The organism is Ruegeria sp. I3, from assembly GCF_056532525.1.
This window is the reverse complement of record NZ_JBQFNI010000001.1, coordinates 500,395-516,417: the sequence shown is the minus strand read 5'-3', so window position 1 is coordinate 516,417 and position 16,023 is coordinate 500,395. Positions and strand designations below refer to the sequence as shown.

18 protein-coding genes are annotated in these 16,023 nt (G+C 56.8%); 9 read left to right on the top strand and 9 right to left on the bottom strand.

What is annotated here, in order from left to right; all coding sequences use genetic code 11:
• Positions 1-191 precede the first annotated feature (191 nt).
• The gene (locus ACR0L9_RS02700; protein ID WP_170609491.1) at positions 192-1,910 is read left to right on the top strand and encodes a bifunctional sulfate adenylyltransferase/adenylylsulfate kinase; all 1,719 of its coding nucleotides are present in this window, start codon (positions 192-194) and stop codon (positions 1,908-1,910) included.
• Positions 1,911-1,982: 72 nt separating this feature from the next.
• Here the strand turns inward: ACR0L9_RS02700 and ACR0L9_RS02695 are convergent, their stop codons facing one another.
• From ACR0L9_RS02695 to ACR0L9_RS02685, 3 genes are all read right to left on the bottom strand, one after another.
• Positions 1,983-2,861: a PhzF family phenazine biosynthesis protein gene (locus ACR0L9_RS02695; RefSeq protein WP_480567349.1), complete on the bottom strand. Its 879-nt coding sequence runs from the start codon at positions 2,859-2,861 to the stop codon at positions 1,983-1,985.
• Between the two features lie 83 nt (positions 2,862-2,944).
• Complete coding sequence (locus ACR0L9_RS02690) at positions 2,945-3,169, bottom strand: DUF1150 family protein (protein WP_170392397.1); 225 nt, start codon at positions 3,167-3,169, stop codon at positions 2,945-2,947.
• Between the two features lie 5 nt (positions 3,170-3,174).
• Positions 3,175-3,588: an Hsp20 family protein gene (locus tag ACR0L9_RS02685; RefSeq protein WP_010441788.1), complete on the bottom strand. Its 414-nt coding sequence runs from the start codon at positions 3,586-3,588 to the stop codon at positions 3,175-3,177.
• A 165-nt stretch (positions 3,589-3,753) separates the two neighbouring features.
• On the opposite strand from ACR0L9_RS02685, the gene ACR0L9_RS02680 reads away from it, so the two are divergent.
• From ACR0L9_RS02680 to ACR0L9_RS02665, 4 genes are all read left to right on the top strand, one after another.
• Complete coding sequence (locus ACR0L9_RS02680) at positions 3,754-3,978, top strand: YdcH family protein (protein WP_010441787.1); 225 nt, start codon at positions 3,754-3,756, stop codon at positions 3,976-3,978.
• Between the two features lie 76 nt (positions 3,979-4,054).
• On the top strand, positions 4,055-4,540 hold the full coding sequence (purE, locus tag ACR0L9_RS02675; protein WP_170392399.1) for a 5-(carboxyamino)imidazole ribonucleotide mutase: 486 nt from the start codon (positions 4,055-4,057) through the stop codon (positions 4,538-4,540).
• The gene (locus ACR0L9_RS02670; protein ID WP_170818832.1) at positions 4,537-5,292 is read left to right on the top strand and encodes an NAD(P)-binding domain-containing protein; all 756 of its coding nucleotides are present in this window, start codon (positions 4,537-4,539) and stop codon (positions 5,290-5,292) included. Before purE ends, ACR0L9_RS02670 begins: the two co-directional genes overlap by 4 nt.
• A gap of 2 nt (positions 5,293-5,294) precedes the next feature.
• On the top strand, positions 5,295-6,362 hold the full coding sequence (locus tag ACR0L9_RS02665; RefSeq protein WP_170392403.1) for a 5-(carboxyamino)imidazole ribonucleotide synthase: 1,068 nt from the start codon (positions 5,295-5,297) through the stop codon (positions 6,360-6,362).
• A gap of 62 nt (positions 6,363-6,424) precedes the next feature.
• On the opposite strand, the gene ACR0L9_RS02660 is transcribed toward ACR0L9_RS02665, so the two are convergent.
• From ACR0L9_RS02660 to ACR0L9_RS02635, 6 genes are all read right to left on the bottom strand, one after another.
• Positions 6,425-7,576 (bottom strand): alpha-D-ribose 1-methylphosphonate 5-triphosphate diphosphatase, encoded by a 1,152-nt coding sequence (locus ACR0L9_RS02660; protein WP_480894655.1) that lies wholly within the window; start codon positions 7,574-7,576, stop codon positions 6,425-6,427.
• Complete coding sequence (locus ACR0L9_RS02655) at positions 7,573-8,346, bottom strand: alpha/beta fold hydrolase (RefSeq protein ID WP_170818834.1); 774 nt, start codon at positions 8,344-8,346, stop codon at positions 7,573-7,575. Before ACR0L9_RS02655 ends, ACR0L9_RS02660 begins: the two co-directional genes overlap by 4 nt.
• A 38-nt stretch (positions 8,347-8,384) precedes the next feature.
• Entirely contained in the window at positions 8,385-9,227 is an 843-nt protein-coding gene (locus ACR0L9_RS02650) for a DMT family transporter (RefSeq protein WP_480894653.1), read from the bottom strand.
• A gap of 182 nt (positions 9,228-9,409) precedes the next feature.
• On the bottom strand, positions 9,410-11,053 hold the full coding sequence (gene groL, locus ACR0L9_RS02645; protein ID WP_170392413.1) for a chaperonin GroEL: 1,644 nt from the start codon (positions 11,051-11,053) through the stop codon (positions 9,410-9,412).
• Between the two features lie 55 nt (positions 11,054-11,108).
• On the bottom strand, positions 11,109-11,396 hold the full coding sequence (gene groES / locus ACR0L9_RS02640) for a co-chaperone GroES (protein WP_010441779.1): 288 nt from the start codon (positions 11,394-11,396) through the stop codon (positions 11,109-11,111).
• A 174-nt stretch (positions 11,397-11,570) separates the two neighbouring features.
• Positions 11,571-12,245 carry a DUF2161 domain-containing phosphodiesterase gene (locus ACR0L9_RS02635; protein WP_480894651.1) on the bottom strand — a complete coding sequence of 225 codons (675 nt, stop codon included), beginning with the start codon at positions 12,243-12,245 and terminating at the stop codon, positions 11,571-11,573.
• 121 nt (positions 12,246-12,366) lie between these two features.
• Here ACR0L9_RS02635 and ACR0L9_RS02630 point away from each other — a divergent pair, with 121 nt between their 5' ends.
• The 4 genes from ACR0L9_RS02630 (at position 12,367) to ACR0L9_RS02615 (ending at position 15,983) form a co-directional block, all read left to right on the top strand.
• Positions 12,367-13,347: a TraB/GumN family protein gene (locus tag ACR0L9_RS02630; protein ID WP_480894649.1), complete on the top strand. Its 981-nt coding sequence runs from the start codon at positions 12,367-12,369 to the stop codon at positions 13,345-13,347.
• Positions 13,348-13,446: 99 nt separating this feature from the next.
• Entirely contained in the window at positions 13,447-14,367 is a 921-nt protein-coding gene (locus ACR0L9_RS02625; protein ID WP_170735587.1) for a manganese-dependent inorganic pyrophosphatase, read from the top strand.
• A gap of 196 nt (positions 14,368-14,563) precedes the next feature.
• Entirely contained in the window at positions 14,564-15,439 is an 876-nt protein-coding gene (locus ACR0L9_RS02620) for a TIGR01459 family HAD-type hydrolase (RefSeq protein ID WP_170392423.1), read from the top strand.
• A gap of 100 nt (positions 15,440-15,539) precedes the next feature.
• Positions 15,540-15,983: a MaoC family dehydratase gene (locus ACR0L9_RS02615; RefSeq protein WP_074736482.1), complete on the top strand. Its 444-nt coding sequence runs from the start codon at positions 15,540-15,542 to the stop codon at positions 15,981-15,983.
• Positions 15,984-16,023: the final 40 nt, after the last annotated feature.

The following is a 16,023-nucleotide window of genomic DNA, read 5'->3' as shown; positions in this document are numbered from 1 at the left end:
TAATGAGCCTGAGCGGCGGGATTTTTTCAATAACCTGAAACAAAAAACAGAAAACCGTTCCATTTCGAGAAAAAACCACGCATTTCATCCTTAGTTTTTGCAAGTCTATGGACTTCACCCTCAGGCCGAGGCACATGCCCTGCAAACACCCTTGAAACAAATGCCAACAGAACTGCGATAAGAGTTTTCCGATGACGATGTTAAGCAATCTAGCCCCTATCTCTGAACTGTATGTTTCCTACGAGTCTGCGCAGAAACTGAAGATAGAAGCTGCTGATCTGACCAGCTGGGATCTTAAGCCCCGGCAGATTTGCGATCTGGAACTGCTTATGAACGGCGGGTTCAATCCGCTCAAAGGTTTCCTGAGCGAAGCGGACTATGACAACGTGGTCGATAACATGCGCCTCGCCGACGGGACACTTTGGCCAATGCCGATCACCCTGGATGTTGATGAGGATTTTGCCGCATCGATCGAGCTGGGCCAGGACATTGCCCTGCGCGATCAGGAAGGCGTGATCCTCGGCACCATGACCGTGACCGACCGCTGGACACCAGACAAGGCGCGTGAGGCGGAAAAGGTCTTTGGTGCTGATGATGATGCGCACCCGGCTGTGAATTACCTGCACAATGTAGCGGGCAAAGTTTATCTGGGCGGCCCGGTCACTGGCATCCAGCAGCCCGTGCATTACGATTTCAAAGCCCGCCGCGACACGCCGAACGAGCTGCGCGCCTATTTCCGCAAAGTGGGCTGGCGCCGGATCGTTGCGTTCCAGACCCGTAACCCTTTGCACCGTGCGCATCAGGAATTGACCTTCCGTGCCGCAAAAGAAGCACAGGCCAACTTGCTGATCCATCCCGTGGTTGGCATGACCAAACCGGGCGATGTGGATCATTTCACCCGCGTGCGTTGCTACGAAGCCGTGTTGGATAAATATCCGGCCTCGACCACGTCGATGTCGCTACTGAACCTTGCGATGCGCATGGCTGGCCCGCGCGAGGCAGTCTGGCACGGGTTGATCCGCGCAAACCACGGCTGCACCCATTTCATCGTCGGTCGTGACCACGCAGGTCCGGGCAAAAACTCTGCCGGTGAGGATTTCTACGGCCCCTATGATGCGCAAGACTTGTTCCGAAAATATCAGGACGAGATCGGCGTCGAGATGGTCGATTTCAAACATATGGTCTACGTGCAGGAACGCGCGCAATACGAGCCGAATGACGAGATTCTGGACAAGGACAACGTCACGATCCTCAACATCTCGGGCACTGAACTGCGCCGCCGTCTGCGCGAAGGGCTGGAGATTCCGGAATGGTTTTCGTTTCCCGAAGTTGTTCAGGAACTGCGCAACCGCTTCCCGCCGCGCTCGCAACAGGGATTCACCGTGTTTTTCACCGGTTTTTCTGGCTCGGGCAAATCCACCATTGCCAACGCCTTGATGGTCAAGCTGATGGAGACCGGGGATCGTCCGGTTACCCTGCTGGACGGGGATATCGTGCGTAAGAACCTGTCTTCGGAACTGGGCTTTTCGAAGGAACATCGCGATCTGAACATCCGCCGCATCGGTTATGTCGCGTCTGAGATAACCAAGAACGGCGGTATTGCCATCTGTGCTCCTATCGCGCCTTACGCAACTACCCGTCGTGCTGTGCGTGAAGAGATCGAACAATTCGGTGCATTTTGCGAGGTGCATGTCGCGACCAGCATTGAAGAATGCGAGCGCCGAGACCGCAAGGGTCTGTACAAACTGGCACGTGAGGGCAAGATCAAAGAGTTCACGGGGATTTCCGACCCTTACGACGCCCCTGAAGACCCAGAGCTGCGCGTCGAGACCGAGAATGTCGAGGTTGACAACTGCGCACATCAGGTTCTGCTTAAGCTGGAAAGCATGGGGCTGATTGCAGCATCCTGATCACTTAAGACGAAAAAATACATCAAAGGCCCTCAGATTTCTGAGGGCCTTTTTCGCAGGTGCGGGTCTGGTTCAGTCGGGCAAATTCACCTGCCCGCGCATCAGGACATGGCCGCGCCCGGCAACTTTGATCCCCGTCATCGCATCCGAAGGTCCAACGCGTGTCACGGTCGCCTGACCGGGGCGGCCCATGTCATGGCCCTGTTCGGCGATGAATGTCTCTTTGTCCATCAGTCCGTGTTTCCAGAGATAGGCCGCCATCGCACCGGTGGCCGATCCGGTGAACGGGTCCTCCGGCGGGCTGGGGGGCGCCATCATCAGGCGCGAGAATGTGTCGCCCGTAGTCGTTGCGCCTTTCAGTGTTACAAGAAACGGTTCAGCCATGTCCGACCCCGAGAAACCGGCCTTTTCGGTAATATGACTGAGCAAAGCAACATCCAGCTTGGCAGCGCGCAGCGCCTCGTGATCGCGCAGGACCGTAATGCAAAAGGGCAGACCGGTTGAAACGAACTGCGGTGGAGAAATTACCACCTCTTCCGGCAGGCTGATGGCGGCAGCAACCAGATCTGCGGGCACATGATCGCCGAATTGCGGGGCGACCTGCGTCATTTCGATGTCATCACCATTCAGTTTGATCGATACAATCCCTGCTCCGGTCTCAAGCGTCAGAGCATCACCCTGAACCAACCCCCGTGATCGCATCGCTGCAACGGTTGCTATGGTCGGGTGCCCGGCAAATGGGATTTCCCGGCTGGCCAGGAAGTACCGGACCCGGATATCAGCGATATCGGATGGCTCGGTAAAAGTGCATTCAACCAGAGAAGTCTCGCGCACATATGCCAGGCAAACCGCGTCCGACAGCCTTGCACCCTCATGCACAACTGCGCAGCCGTTGCCACCAAAGGCCTGATCGCTGAACGCATCCACCCAATCGAAATCATACCAGCTCATCGCGCACTCCTGCGTTTCAATCAGCGGCACGATCACCGCTGAGGCAGAAAATGTCACGTCAATTCGGCGGAATGTTTGGTGGCCTAGTGAACGGCCACCGGGGACAGGTCATGTTCGCGTGCCAGTACAAAGGCCAGCTTGCGATCGGCCACCAATGCCAGTTGCTGCCCATCGGAATCGTGGACAGCATACAGCTGATCCAGATCGCCTGCCTGCTCGCGCAGATCTTGCGGCAGGTCGGCCACATCAACGGCCTTTACATAGACAATCCGATTGCCTTCGGCGTTGATCTCAATCGGTGTATTCATTGCTCTTACCCCTTCTTGATGTTGATTGTCTGAACCACGGTTTCAGGCACGGCGCGGGTCAGGTCCACATGCAGCAGACCGTTTTCCATGATCGCCTCGCCCACCTCGACCCCGTCAGCCAGCACAAACATGCGCTGGAATTGACGCGCCGCGATGCCACGGTGCAGGAATATGCGCCCCTCGCTGTCGTCGCGCTGACGGCCCCGGATCACCAACTGGCGATCCTCGATTGTAATCGACAGGTCCTCTTCCGCGAAACCGGCCACCGCCAAGGTGATGCGATAGGAAAAATCCGAGGTCTGCTCGATATTATAGGGCGGGTATCCTTCATTTCCGGCCTTTGCAGACCGTTCCAGAAGGCGTTCCAACTGCTCGAACCCCAAAAGATGCGGGTATGAGCCTAAGGTAAGTTTCGACACGTATTTTCGTCCTTCATTGTCAAAGCGACGTATTCTGCGGTCCCGATGTCGGCAACCGCGTGATATAGAATATGGGAAGATACAGGGATGTCCACAAGGTCTGGCCGGATAAACCCTGACACACTATCTTGTGTTAGAAGCACCACTTGAAACACTGAGTCGTCCATGAACGCACCCACCGATCTTTCGATGAAAACCGATGAAGTCCTGCGGGTGGAATTAGAGGTCTTTCGACGCCAGCACCGTGATTTGGACGAAGCGATCGAGGCCTTGCAGGCCAAGGGGACCTCGGACCAATTGACGATCAAGCGGCTAAAAAAGCAGAAACTGCGCCTGAAAGACATCATCCGTCTGATCGAAGACAGATTGACCCCCGATATCATCGCCTGAGACGCGCGTACCGCATTGCCACATATGCGGATTTGGCTATAGTGCGCGCTCTTTCCGATGGCAGGGGCGTAAGCGGATGAGCGATGTGAAAGTAGGGATCATCATGGGCAGCCAGTCGGACTGGCCCACGATGAAAGAGGCCGCCGATATTCTGGATGAATTGGGCATCGCTTATGAGGCGCGGATCGTCTCGGCCCACCGCACGCCGGATCGCCTCTGGGATTATGGTAAAACCGCCGTGTCGCGCGGCTTGCAGGTCATTATCGCGGGCGCGGGTGGCGCGGCGCATTTGCCCGGAATGATGGCGTCGAAAACACGTGTGCCCGTGATTGGCGTTCCGGTGCAAACCCGCGCGTTGTCGGGCGTAGATTCGCTCTATTCCATTGTGCAGATGCCCAAAGGTTTTCCGGTTGCGACCATGGCTATCGGTTCGGCCGGCGGGGCCAATGCGGGCCTGATGGCCGCGGGCATTCTGGCGCTGCAGGATGCCGCGCTTGCGGAACGGCTGGATGCCTGGCGCGAGGCCCTCTCTGCTTCGATCCCGGAAGAACCTCAGCAATGAGCCGTATCGGTTTCATCGGCACAGGCCACATCGCTGCGCCAATCGCGCGGCTGATGGCTGCAAAAGGTCATGATCTTTACGTCACCGAGCGCAATGCCCAAGTCTCCTCGGCTCTGCAGGCCGAGCTTGGGGTCCGAGTTGGCACTCCGCAAGACGTGATTGATGCGTCCGAGATCGTGTTTCTCTGCCTGCGCCCCCATGTGGCCGAGGACGTTCTGACCCCGCTAAGCTTTCGCGCAGATCAGAAGATTGTTTCGGTGATGGCCGCCGTCTCTGAGGAGCAGCTATCCGGCCTGTGCGCGCCGGCATCGGATTTTGTGCAAACGATTCCGCTGGGTTTCCTTCAGACAGGAGGTTGCCCGTTGGCCGCTTACGGCAACGATCGCCTCTTGGCAGATTTGTTCGAGCCCGAAAATCCTGTGGTCAAAGTTGCCAATGAGGCCGCGTTGAACGCCCACTTCGCCATCTGCGCCATGGTGCCAGGTATCCTGGATCTTATGGCAACAGGCACCGACTGGTTGGCTGATCAGACCGGTGACAAAGACCGGGCTGAATTCTACACCACGCAGCTTGTGTCAGGGTTTCTGACATCAATGCACAAAGAGCATGCGGGCCAACTGGCAGCCGAGCGTGACGCGCTTGCGACCGAGGGCACACTGAGCCTTCAGATGACGGATATTTTGCAATCCGAGGGCGCGCATGATGCCTTGCGTGCTGCACTGAGTGCCATTGGCAAGAGATTGGAGACATGACGATGTCAGATATGCTTACGCCCGGTGCGACAATCGGGATATTGGGGGGCGGTCAACTGGGCAGGATGCTCTCGATCGCGGCTGCACGGTTGGGGTTCAAGTCCCACATATTCGAGCCGGGCGCAAATCCTCCGGCCGGTCAAGTTGCAAATCAGGTCACGACCGCAGCCTATGATGACGCCGACGCATTGAAGGCCTTTGCTGAGTCGGTCGACGTGATCACCTACGAGTTTGAAAACATCCCCACCCAGGCGCTGGATCTGCTTGAGGCACACCGCCCCATTCACCCGGGTCGAGAGGCGTTGCGGGTCAGTCAGGACCGCTTGACCGAAAAGACATTTCTACAAGGCTTAGGCCTGCAAACCGCGCCCTTTGCAGACATCTCCGATTTGGACAGCCTGCGCGCCGCAATTGATGACATTGGCACCCCCGCTATCCTGAAAACCCGACGCTTCGGCTATGACGGCAAAGGTCAGGCCCGGCTGCGCGCACCCGAAGATGCCGGGGCGGCACTGGCTGATATGGCGGGCGCGCCGTCCATACTGGAAGGGTTTGTGGACTTCAGCCACGAGGTTTCGGTCATCGCAGCACGCGGTCTGGACGGGCAAGTTGCCTGTTTCGATCCGGGCGAGAATGTCCATCGCGATGGCATATTGCACACGACCACAATACCGGCACGCCTGTCTCCGGCGCAGCGGACAGATGCGGTATTGCTGGCCGCCAACATTCTCAACGCGCTGGATTATGTCGGCGTCATGGGTGTCGAATTGTTTGTGACGCCACAAGGATTGATCGTGAATGAAATCGCGCCGCGCGTTCATAACTCGGGTCACTGGACCCAGAACGGCTGCGCCGTGGATCAGTTTGAACAACATATTCGCGCCGTGGCCGGTTGGCCTTTGGGCGACGGTCAGCGCCACTCGGACGTCGTGATGGAGAATTTGATCGGGCATGACATGGACCGCGTACCCGAGCTTTCACGCGAACGGGACGTAGCACTGCATCTCTATGGCAAGGCCGAGGTCAAGGCCGGCCGCAAGATGGGGCATTTCAACCGGATTTCGCGATGAGGTAATCGCGCTTACGCGCGATGCCTCCGGCGGAGGTATTTTTTAGCCAGATGAAGCCGGGATCAGCTCAAGAAACGTGTTGCGATACTACCGGACATATAGCTGACACACCCGCCTGACAGTGTGGCAGCGACTTGGTGGGTTGCCGCATCGAGTATCACCAGATCAGCACGATATCCGGGCTGTAACGTTCCGCGATCCTTCAGGCCTAAAACCCGCGCGGGACCGGACGAGACAAGCGCCCAGGCGCCCGCAATATCCAGCAGGCCAGATTTTACCAACATCAGCGCAGCGCGGCGCGGGCTGGGGTAGTGGTAATCCGATGCCAATGCATCACACAAACCCATCGAGATCAGATCCACCGCGCTGGCATTTCCCTTATGTGAGCCGCCCCGCACAACATTGGGTGAGCCGAGGATGATGTGATCTCCGCCCGCCCGGGCACATTCGGCGGCTTCCAGCGTTTCCGGAAATTCCGAGATCATCACCCCGCGCTCGCGCCACTCAGCACGATCCTGCGGCGTTGTATCATCATGGCTGCCGAGCCGAATTCCTCGGTTCGCAAGGACAGTGCAAAGGCTGTCCAGTGCTGCAGGCACCTCGGCGCTGCGGTTGTGCATTGCCTTCAGCATCTCAAAATGCACTTCGGGATTCCGTCCCGCCTTCAGTGCCTGCCCCGTCAAGCGGGGTGGTTTTCGCCCCTCAGCCAGCCGGTCATGAGGTAGATGATCATTCAGAACCACATAAGGCACCTGCCAATCCGCGATACGTTCGGGCAGCCCGTCATAGTCGTCCAGCATATGGGTTTCGAAGCGCAGTTGAGGGATCAGTTGGGTTACAACATCATCCCGAACCGAAGCGATGGCGTCAAAAACCTGACCAGCAAACTCGGACCCGCGCACGCCGCCTTCCCAACTGTGGAACTGCGCCAGAACAGCTGTGGTTATTCCATTCGCGGCCAGTTCCGCCTCGACCGATAAAATGCCCTCTGCCATCTGCTTCATGGCACCGCGTCGGGGGGCAATGTGACGTTCAAAACCGTCGCCATGCAAATCAATGATGCCAGGCAGGATGAGGTATCCTGACAAATCAATCTGCCGCCCTGCCCTATCGGATTGAACGGTACCTTCGGCGATCGTCAGTTCAGCACGCGACACCCCTTCGCCGGGCAACAGAACATTCGCGCCGGTCAATGTCAGTTCCAACGAGTTCATTGAGTGGGCTCCGAGTCGGGTTCCGAGCAATCTTCCCCAAGACAGATCTGGTCGATGATATCCATCACCCCGTCAAGCCAGGTGATTTGTGGATCGAACTGTCCGAATTCGATGAAATGCAGGGTCTGCGCCATGACCCGCGGGTTGTTCATCATGAACGTATGCGTCACCGGCAAGACGATATGATCAGCCATACCCTCAACCTTTGTGGTCTCTATCGATACCTTGCCGTCATCTGGACCATCGATCAGAGACGAGAACAATGGGTTCAATGAGTTCTCGCCTGCAATCACCCCCAAATCGAAGTCCGCGGGCGGCAGGCGGCGTGGAATACCCTCTGGTCCGGTTCCCAACGCAAGCCCTGCAGGGCCATTCAGAAAGCCGAAAACCTCCCAGGCGCCAAGCTCGTCCACCAGTTGGCTGCCCTGATTAGGAGGCCCGAGCATGACAACCCGTCCCAGATTCTCGGGGTCGTTGTCCTGCAACCAATAGCGCAGCAGAATGCCCCCCATCGAATGAGCTACAACGTTAACCGTATCCTCTCCGCAGGCGGCGAACGCAGCTGGTAAAGTCTGGTTGGCGAGGTCTGGTATTGGTAGGTCTGTCGAAGGGTAACCTGGACGAACCACAGTGTAACCATGCGCATGAAAAAGCTGTTCCATGACGGTAAACGAGGCCTCTGTGCGCGCGAGGCCATGCAGAAGAACCACGCATTTCGCATTGGCCACCGCAGGCATAAGGCACAAGAGGAGAACAGCAAGAAATTTCATACACGCCAGATAAGGCCTAACCCAGGCCGAGGGAACCCCTAGCCACGGTTCCGGCGCAGCACCGCCAGTGCGATGCCGCCGAGTACAAATCCGGCGCCGAGTAGAAGCCTTAGACTTGCCATCTCGGCTAACAGGATGACCCCGGCAGCAATTGCGATAACTGGAACGCTGAGTTGCACGATCGCGGCCACCGCCGGTGAAAGCTGTGGCACGACACGGTACCATAGCGCATAGCCGAGACCGGACGTGACGCCTCCGGAAAGCGCAGCCAGCCAATAGCCAAGCGGAGACATTTGCCAATTGCTTCCCAGCAGGAACAGGGCAAATCCCGTGACGGGCAACGCCATGATGAAATTTGCTGCAGTTCCCGACAATGCATCTGGTTCGGACCGGCCCGCGATGGAATATATGGCCCACCCGACCCCGGCAGCCGTCATTAAGCCGGCCCCTGTCGGGTCGACCTGAACCGTCCCAGCAGGCCAAAGAACAAACGCCAGTCCACCAAGCGCAATACTGGCACCCAATATCTGTCTCAACGTGGGTGCAGAACCGGTCATAGCACCAATCGCAAACATGGTAATTTGCACAACCCCAAACAGGATCAGCGCACCAAGCCCGGCATCAAGCGTCAGATACGCTACTGAAAACCCGATCATATAAAGCGACAGTGACCCGGCCCCAACAACACGTCGACGATTAAAAACAGGGATCGAGCCGCCCCGAAGCGCCACCAATACCGTTAAAACCAAGGCACCAGCCAAAACCCGGATAATGGCAAATCCCGCCGGATCACTTGCGCCATTATCGATAGCAAGGCGGTTCAGGATCGAATTCGCAGCGAAGGCGCACATTGTCAAAGCGGTCAGAAGAAACAGTCGCATATCAACCGCATAGCCGTTTCAAAGGGATTTGCACACTCACATTCCCGATTGCCGAGCCAATCCCGACCCTCCTCGGACCAGAGCCTACCAGCGCCAATGATACGAATGCACAACAGACATTCCAAACAAAACCGGGGCCGCCCAAAGGCGACCCCGCTATTAAGCACTAAGGCTTAAGCAGCTTACATCATGCCGCCCATGCCGCCCATGTCGGGCATGCCGCCGGCAGGTGCCGCGCCTTCTTTGGCGGGCTTGTCGGCAACCATTGCTTCGGTGGTGACCAGCAGGCCAGCAACCGATGCCGCATCTTCCAGAGCGGTACGTACAACTTTGGCCGGGTCGATCACACCGAACGAGAACATGTCGCCATATTCTTCGGTCTGGGCGTTGAAGCCGAATGCTGCGTCGTCGCTTTCGCGAACTTTGCCAGCAACAACCGCACCGTCGACACCTGCGTTCTCGGCGATCTGACGCAGAGGCGCTTCGATTGCCTTACGAACGATGTTGATACCTGCGTTCTGGTCAGCGTTTGCACCTTCCAGAGTTTCCAGTGCTTTACCGGCCTGAACCAGAGCAACACCACCGCCCACAACAACGCCTTCTTGTACAGCAGCGCGGGTTGCGTTCAGAGCATCGTCCACACGGTCCTTACGCTCTTTCACTTCAACTTCGGTCATGCCGCCAACGCGGATAACGGCAACACCGCCTGCCAGTTTGGCAACGCGCTCTTGCAGCTTCTCACGGTCGTAATCCGACGAGGTTTCTTCGATCTGAGTGCGGATCTGAGCAACACGTGCTTCGATCTCGGCTTTCTCGCCAGCACCGTCGACGATGGTGGTTTCGTCTTTGGTGATCTCGATCTTCTTGGCGGTGCCCAGCATGTCCATGGTGACGGACTCGAGCTTCATGCCCAGATCTTCGCTGATGACCTGACCACCGGTCAGGATCGCGATGTCCTGCAGCATGGCTTTGCGGCGATCGCCGAAGCCCGGTGCTTTGACAGCAGCAATTTTCAGGCCGCCGCGCAGTTTGTTGACAACCAGAGTTGCCAGCGCTTCGCCTTCAACGTCTTCCGCGATGATCAGCAGCGGCTTCTGCGACTGGATCACCTGCTCGAGCAGCGGAACCATCGGCTGCAGCGAGGACAGTTTCTTTTCGTGCAGCAGGATCATGCAGTCGTCGAGTTCTGCGATCATCTTGTCTGCGTTGGTGACGAAGTAGGGCGACAGGTAGCCACGGTCGAACTGCATACCTTCGACAACATCGGTCTCGGTTTCCAGACCTTTGTTTTCTTCGACGGTGATAACGCCTTCGTTGCCAACTTTCTGCATCGCGTCTGCGATCTGCTGGCCGATTTCGGCTTCGCCGTTGGCCGAGATGGTGCCAACCTGAGCAACTTCTGCCGAGTCTTTGACTTCACGCGAAGCGTCTTTGATGCCTTCGACAACCTTGGCAGTTGCCAGATCGATGCCGCGCTTCAGGTCCATCGGGTTCAGGCCCGCTGCAACCTGCTTCAGACCTTCGCGAACGATGGCTTGGGCTAGAACGGTTGCAGTGGTGGTGCCGTCGCCGGCTTCGTCATTGGTGCGGCTGGCGACTTCTTTCACCATCTGCGCGCCCATGTTTTCGAACTTGTCTTCCAGTTCGATTTCCTTGGCAACCGAAACACCGTCTTTGGTGATGCGCGGCGCGCCAAAGGATTTGTCCAGAACCACGTTGCGGCCTTTCGGGCCCAGGGTCACTTTAACAGCATCGGCCAGAACATTTACACCGGCCAGCATGCGGTTACGGGCATCGGTGTCAAACTTGACGTCCTTTGCAGACATGTTGTCTCTCCTTGAGAATATCTGTTGAAATGAAGATCAGAGAAAGCAGGTGCGCTTACTCGATGATCCCCATGATGTCGCTTTCTTTCATCATCAGCAGCTCTTCGCCGTTGACCTGAACCTCGGTGCCCGACCATTTGCCGAACAGGATCTTGTCGCCAGCTTTTACAGCCATCGCGATCAGTTCGCCGCTGTCCTTGCGCGCGCCTTCGCCGGTTGCAACGACTTCGCCTTCGCTGGGCTTTTCTTTTGCGCTGTCGGGAATGATCAGTCCGCCTGCGGTTTTCTCTTCGCTTTCTACGCGACGAACCAGCACACGGTCATGAAGCGGTTTCAATGCCATCTTTGCAGCTCCTTGGGCTCAAAGTTTGTTATCCTCCCCTCGCCGACTGACGAGGCGTTAGCACTCGGGTCTCATGAGTGATAACGACGCATAGCTAGGGAGTTGCAGGAAGCGAGTCAACAATATGTGAAAGATTTTTTTGCCCGGCGCGATAGGCAGGCTGGATCAAGGCACCTAATCCGGCTGATCCCAGCTGTACGCCCAGTGTTTCAGACCTTCTTGCCCTGCCTCAGACAGCGCGTAGACGCCCTTTTCCACTTTTTCGAACCAGCCGTAATGATTGTCGTACATCAAACGTGTCGCCGCACTTACGCCAGTGGCCTTTGCGACATCAGCCCCCCTGCCCGCTCCGTTCTCTGCCAGATGGGCCGCGCATTTTAGCGCATCTTGCCGATAGGCCGTTACGATCCCATGGCGGGTTGCACCACCCGAATTGGGATCACCTTGCAACCGTTCAAACTCGCGCAGCAAACGCTTGGCCCTGACCTTATCCTTGCGCGGCGCATATGGGCCGGGATCGCATTGAACCTCGACCGTCCCATCAGAGCGCACGGTGATCAAGCCCAACCCCAGGCGACGGCACAACGCCAGATTATCCTTCAACGCCCGTCTCGCTGCCCGGCCTTTTGGTTTACAGACCCCAATGTAGACCTGATCGGTTATTTTCAGACGAGTGATAGCTTGATGAAACAGCGCGAGGCTGAAGCGAAGCTTGAGTTCAACGATCACCGGCTCCTGCCCGTCTCGCAGAGCAACAATGTCGGCGGCGCCAACTTCACCTTTCACGGTATATCCCTGACGTTCCAACAAGGCTTTGATGGGTGGATAGAGATCCTGCTCGAGCTTCATGACGCCATGCTATGCAGTTTCGCGCGGATTGCCAGCCACGGTTTGGAGACAAACCACATTGCACCTTGCAAGAAGGCAAGCGTATGTCTTGGTCATATTCGCCATTTCCGGAAGGTTCCATATGCGCTTGATCAGCTTTTGTCTCGGCCTTTTGCTTCCGATTACCGCCCATGCGGCCTGCGAAGGGAGAGATCTTAGGCTTGACCTGTCGGCCGAAAGTCAAGCTGATCTCGAGAAGACAATCAGTGACATTCCGTTTCCGGAGGGCAACCACTGGATCGCGACAAAAGACGGGACCGTCTTGCACCTGATCGGCACCCTCCACACCAGCGACCCCCGCATGGCACCCGTGGTCGAGCGCTTGGAGCCAGTTCTGAGTCAGGCCGACTCGTTTTTCTTCGAGGTCACACAGGACGAAATGGACGCGTTCGAAAAAGATCTGGCCGATGATTTCAGCCCGGTCCTGATTACGTCCGGCCCCACTTTGATTGACCTGATGTCGGAAGAAGATTGGACAGCGCTGTCCGCGACTCTGGCCGAGCGTGGCATTCCCGCCTGGATGGCCGCCAAGATGCGCCCTTGGTTTCTAAGCATGATGTTGGGCATTCCGCCTTGCCTGATGAATACCCCAGACTTTGATCGCGGCATGGACACGCGCCTGACGGAACTGGCCGAACAACACGGGATACCCCAGTATTCGCTGGAGCGGATCGAGGATCTGATCGCCATGTTCGACAGCCATTCTTTAGAGGAACAAGTGGCCTCACTGACCAGGCTCGCTGGGGCGCTGCAGGCCGGGGACGACCAAATGATCACGATGGCGAACGCCTATATCGAAGAGCAGCACGCCGCGATCATTGAGCTTGCGAAAATTCAGGGACTTGAAGCTTCAGGGATGACACCAGAAGAGTTTAACGCCGAATGGAAAGGGTTCGAGGATCAGCTTCTGGTGCAACGCAACGCCAACTGGATGGAAAAGATTCTGGACCTGAAGGATCAGACCGCGGTGATCGCTGTCGGGGCCGGACATCTGAGCAACGACTACGGCTTACTGAACCAGCTACAGCAAGCCGGATATACACTGGAACGCGCTGAATTCTAGGTTTTCAGACCAAGGGTCGCAGCAAGTTTGCTTCCGGGTGACAACCGTGTTTGACCACCCTATAAGGCGCGCAAATCCATATTCTTCAGGACACGAGACATGACAACGCTAGTTTTTGGCCACAAATCTCCCGACACCGATTCCACCGGCTCTCCAATCCTGTGGTCGTGGTATCTGAACGAAGTGAAAGGTGAACAGGCACAGCCCGTTTTGCTAGGCGAACCCAACACCGAAGCCGCCTTTATGCTTGAGCGTTGGGACCTGCTCAAGCCGCAAATCATCGAGGACGTGGCCGAGGATGCACCGGTTGTCATCGTCGACACCAACAATCCGGCCGAGCTGCCCGCCAGCATCAACAGCGCCGATATCCGCGCCATAATCGACCACCACAAACTGGTTGGCGGGCTTGAAACCAAAGGCCCCATCGACATCACTGTGCGCCCGCTGGCCTGCACGGCAACCATCATGGTCGACCTGATGGGTGACGACGCCGCCAAGATGCCCGACGCGATCAAAGGTGCCGCGCTGACCTGCATCCTGTCGGACACACTGGAATTCCGCTCACCCACAACCACCGCGCACGACCGCGCCGTGGCTGAGAAACTGGCGGCTGAACTTGGTCTGGATGTCTCGGCCTACGCCGCCGACATGTTTGCAGCAAAATCGGATGTATCGTCATTCTCGGACGCCGAACTGATCCGCATGGACAGCAAAGAATACGAAGTCGACGGCACCAAGTTCCGGGTCTCGGTTCTGGAAACCACTGCCCCCGGTGTCGTGCTGGATCGCAAGGACAGCATCGTAAGCTCGATGGCTGATGTGGCCAAGGAAGACGGCGTTGATCAGGTGTTGCTGTTCGTGGTCGATATTTTGAACGAAGAAGCGACGCTATTGGTTCCAAATGATCTGGTGAAAAGCGTCGCTGAGAAGAGCTTTGGCGCAACCGTGGACGGTGACGCGGTTGTGTTGCCCGGCGTGATGAGCCGGAAAAAGCAGATCATTCCGAACCTCAAGGTTTGAATTTAGATCATCAAAGGCGCCCGAAACCGGGCGCTTTTTTTTTGCGAGGCTCTGCCTCGTGCTCCGAGATATTTTTGGCCAGATGAACAAGGGGGGTTGATTTCGGCCGCTCCGCCTGGGCTGCACCTCTGGCCAATTGCGCCACGCTCTGCCATAGGCTTTGACATCTCGCATTCCCTGCTGCACGAGGCGCGCCATGACCCAGATCGTTTCTTCACTCGCTGAAATCTCTGACCGCTACAAAGCGCTGTTTGTTGATTTGTGGGGTTGCGTTCATAATGGGATAACTGCCTACCCAGAGGCCGTCGCGGCACTGCAAGCTTATCGTCAACGTGGTGGCACGGTGGTTCTTGTAACCAATTCCCCCAAGCCTCGGGCCGGGGTTGCCGAGCAGCTTTTACATTTCAATGTGCCGGCAGATTCCTATGACACGATTGCAACCAGCGGTGATTCGGCGCGTTCAGCGATGTTTCGCGGGGCGATTGGCGAAAAAGTCTACTTCATGGGGGAATGGCAGCGGGATGCCGGTTTTTTTGAACCCCTGAAACTGCTGGATCATCCGATCCACATTGAACGCGTTCCGCTGGACGCGGCCGAAGGCATCGTGTGTTGCGGCCCGTTCGACCCGATGGCGGACCCAGATGTGAACCGGCCCGACTTTCTTTATGCCAAGCAGAAAGGGATGAAACTGCTCTGCGCAAATCCGGACATCGTGGTGGACCGAGGCGAAACGCGCGAATGGTGCGCAGGTGCTTTGGCCCGACTTTATACCGAGATGGGTGGTGAAAGCCTATATTTCGGTAAGCCACACCCGCCGATCTACGATCTGGCCCGGCGCAGGTTGCAGGCGATTGGGGTTGATGTGTCGGATTCTGAAATACTTGCCATAGGGGACGGGCCGCAAACAGATATCGCTGGAGGCATGGGGGAAGGCATTGATACCCTCTTCATCACCGGCGGTTTGGCAGCCGCAGAAACCAAAACATCACATCATCCAGACGAAGACGCGTTGAAAGCCCATAACGAGAAGGAACAGATCAATCCAACCTATTCGATTGGTCGCCTGAGATAGCAAAAAAGACTTGATTTTCTGCAACTGCGAAGTAATAAAGTTGCCGACGAGCGGCAGATGATGGTCTTTTGTTGCTCTTTCGATCTCGAATGAGGGCAGCATGTTGGACAACCTTCCGCGCGGAACGATTTGCATCGAAGACATCGAAATGGGCATGTCACGGCACTTGCGCAAAGTCGTGACCGATGAAGATATCGAGATGTTCGCTCAAGTATCGACCGACCGGAATCCGGTTCATCTGGATGATGACTATGCCCGCGATACGATTTTCGAAGGGCGCATTGCGCATGGCATGCTGACCGCCGGCCTGATCTCTGCCGTGATCGGAGAGCAGCTGCCCGGACATGGAACCGTGTACATGGGACAATCGCTTAAATTTCTGGCGCCGGTGCGTCCGGGCGACATGGTTTATGCCGAGGTCAAGGTGATCGATATCGATTTTGCCAAACGTCGGGTGAAACTGGATTGCCACTGCGCAGTTGACGGAAAGAAAGTGTTGGTGGGTGAGGCCATGGTGCTGGCTCCGAGCCGCAAGTTCGACTGACATTTCCAGCAGCCACACTCCAGTCGTAGATTTTACAATT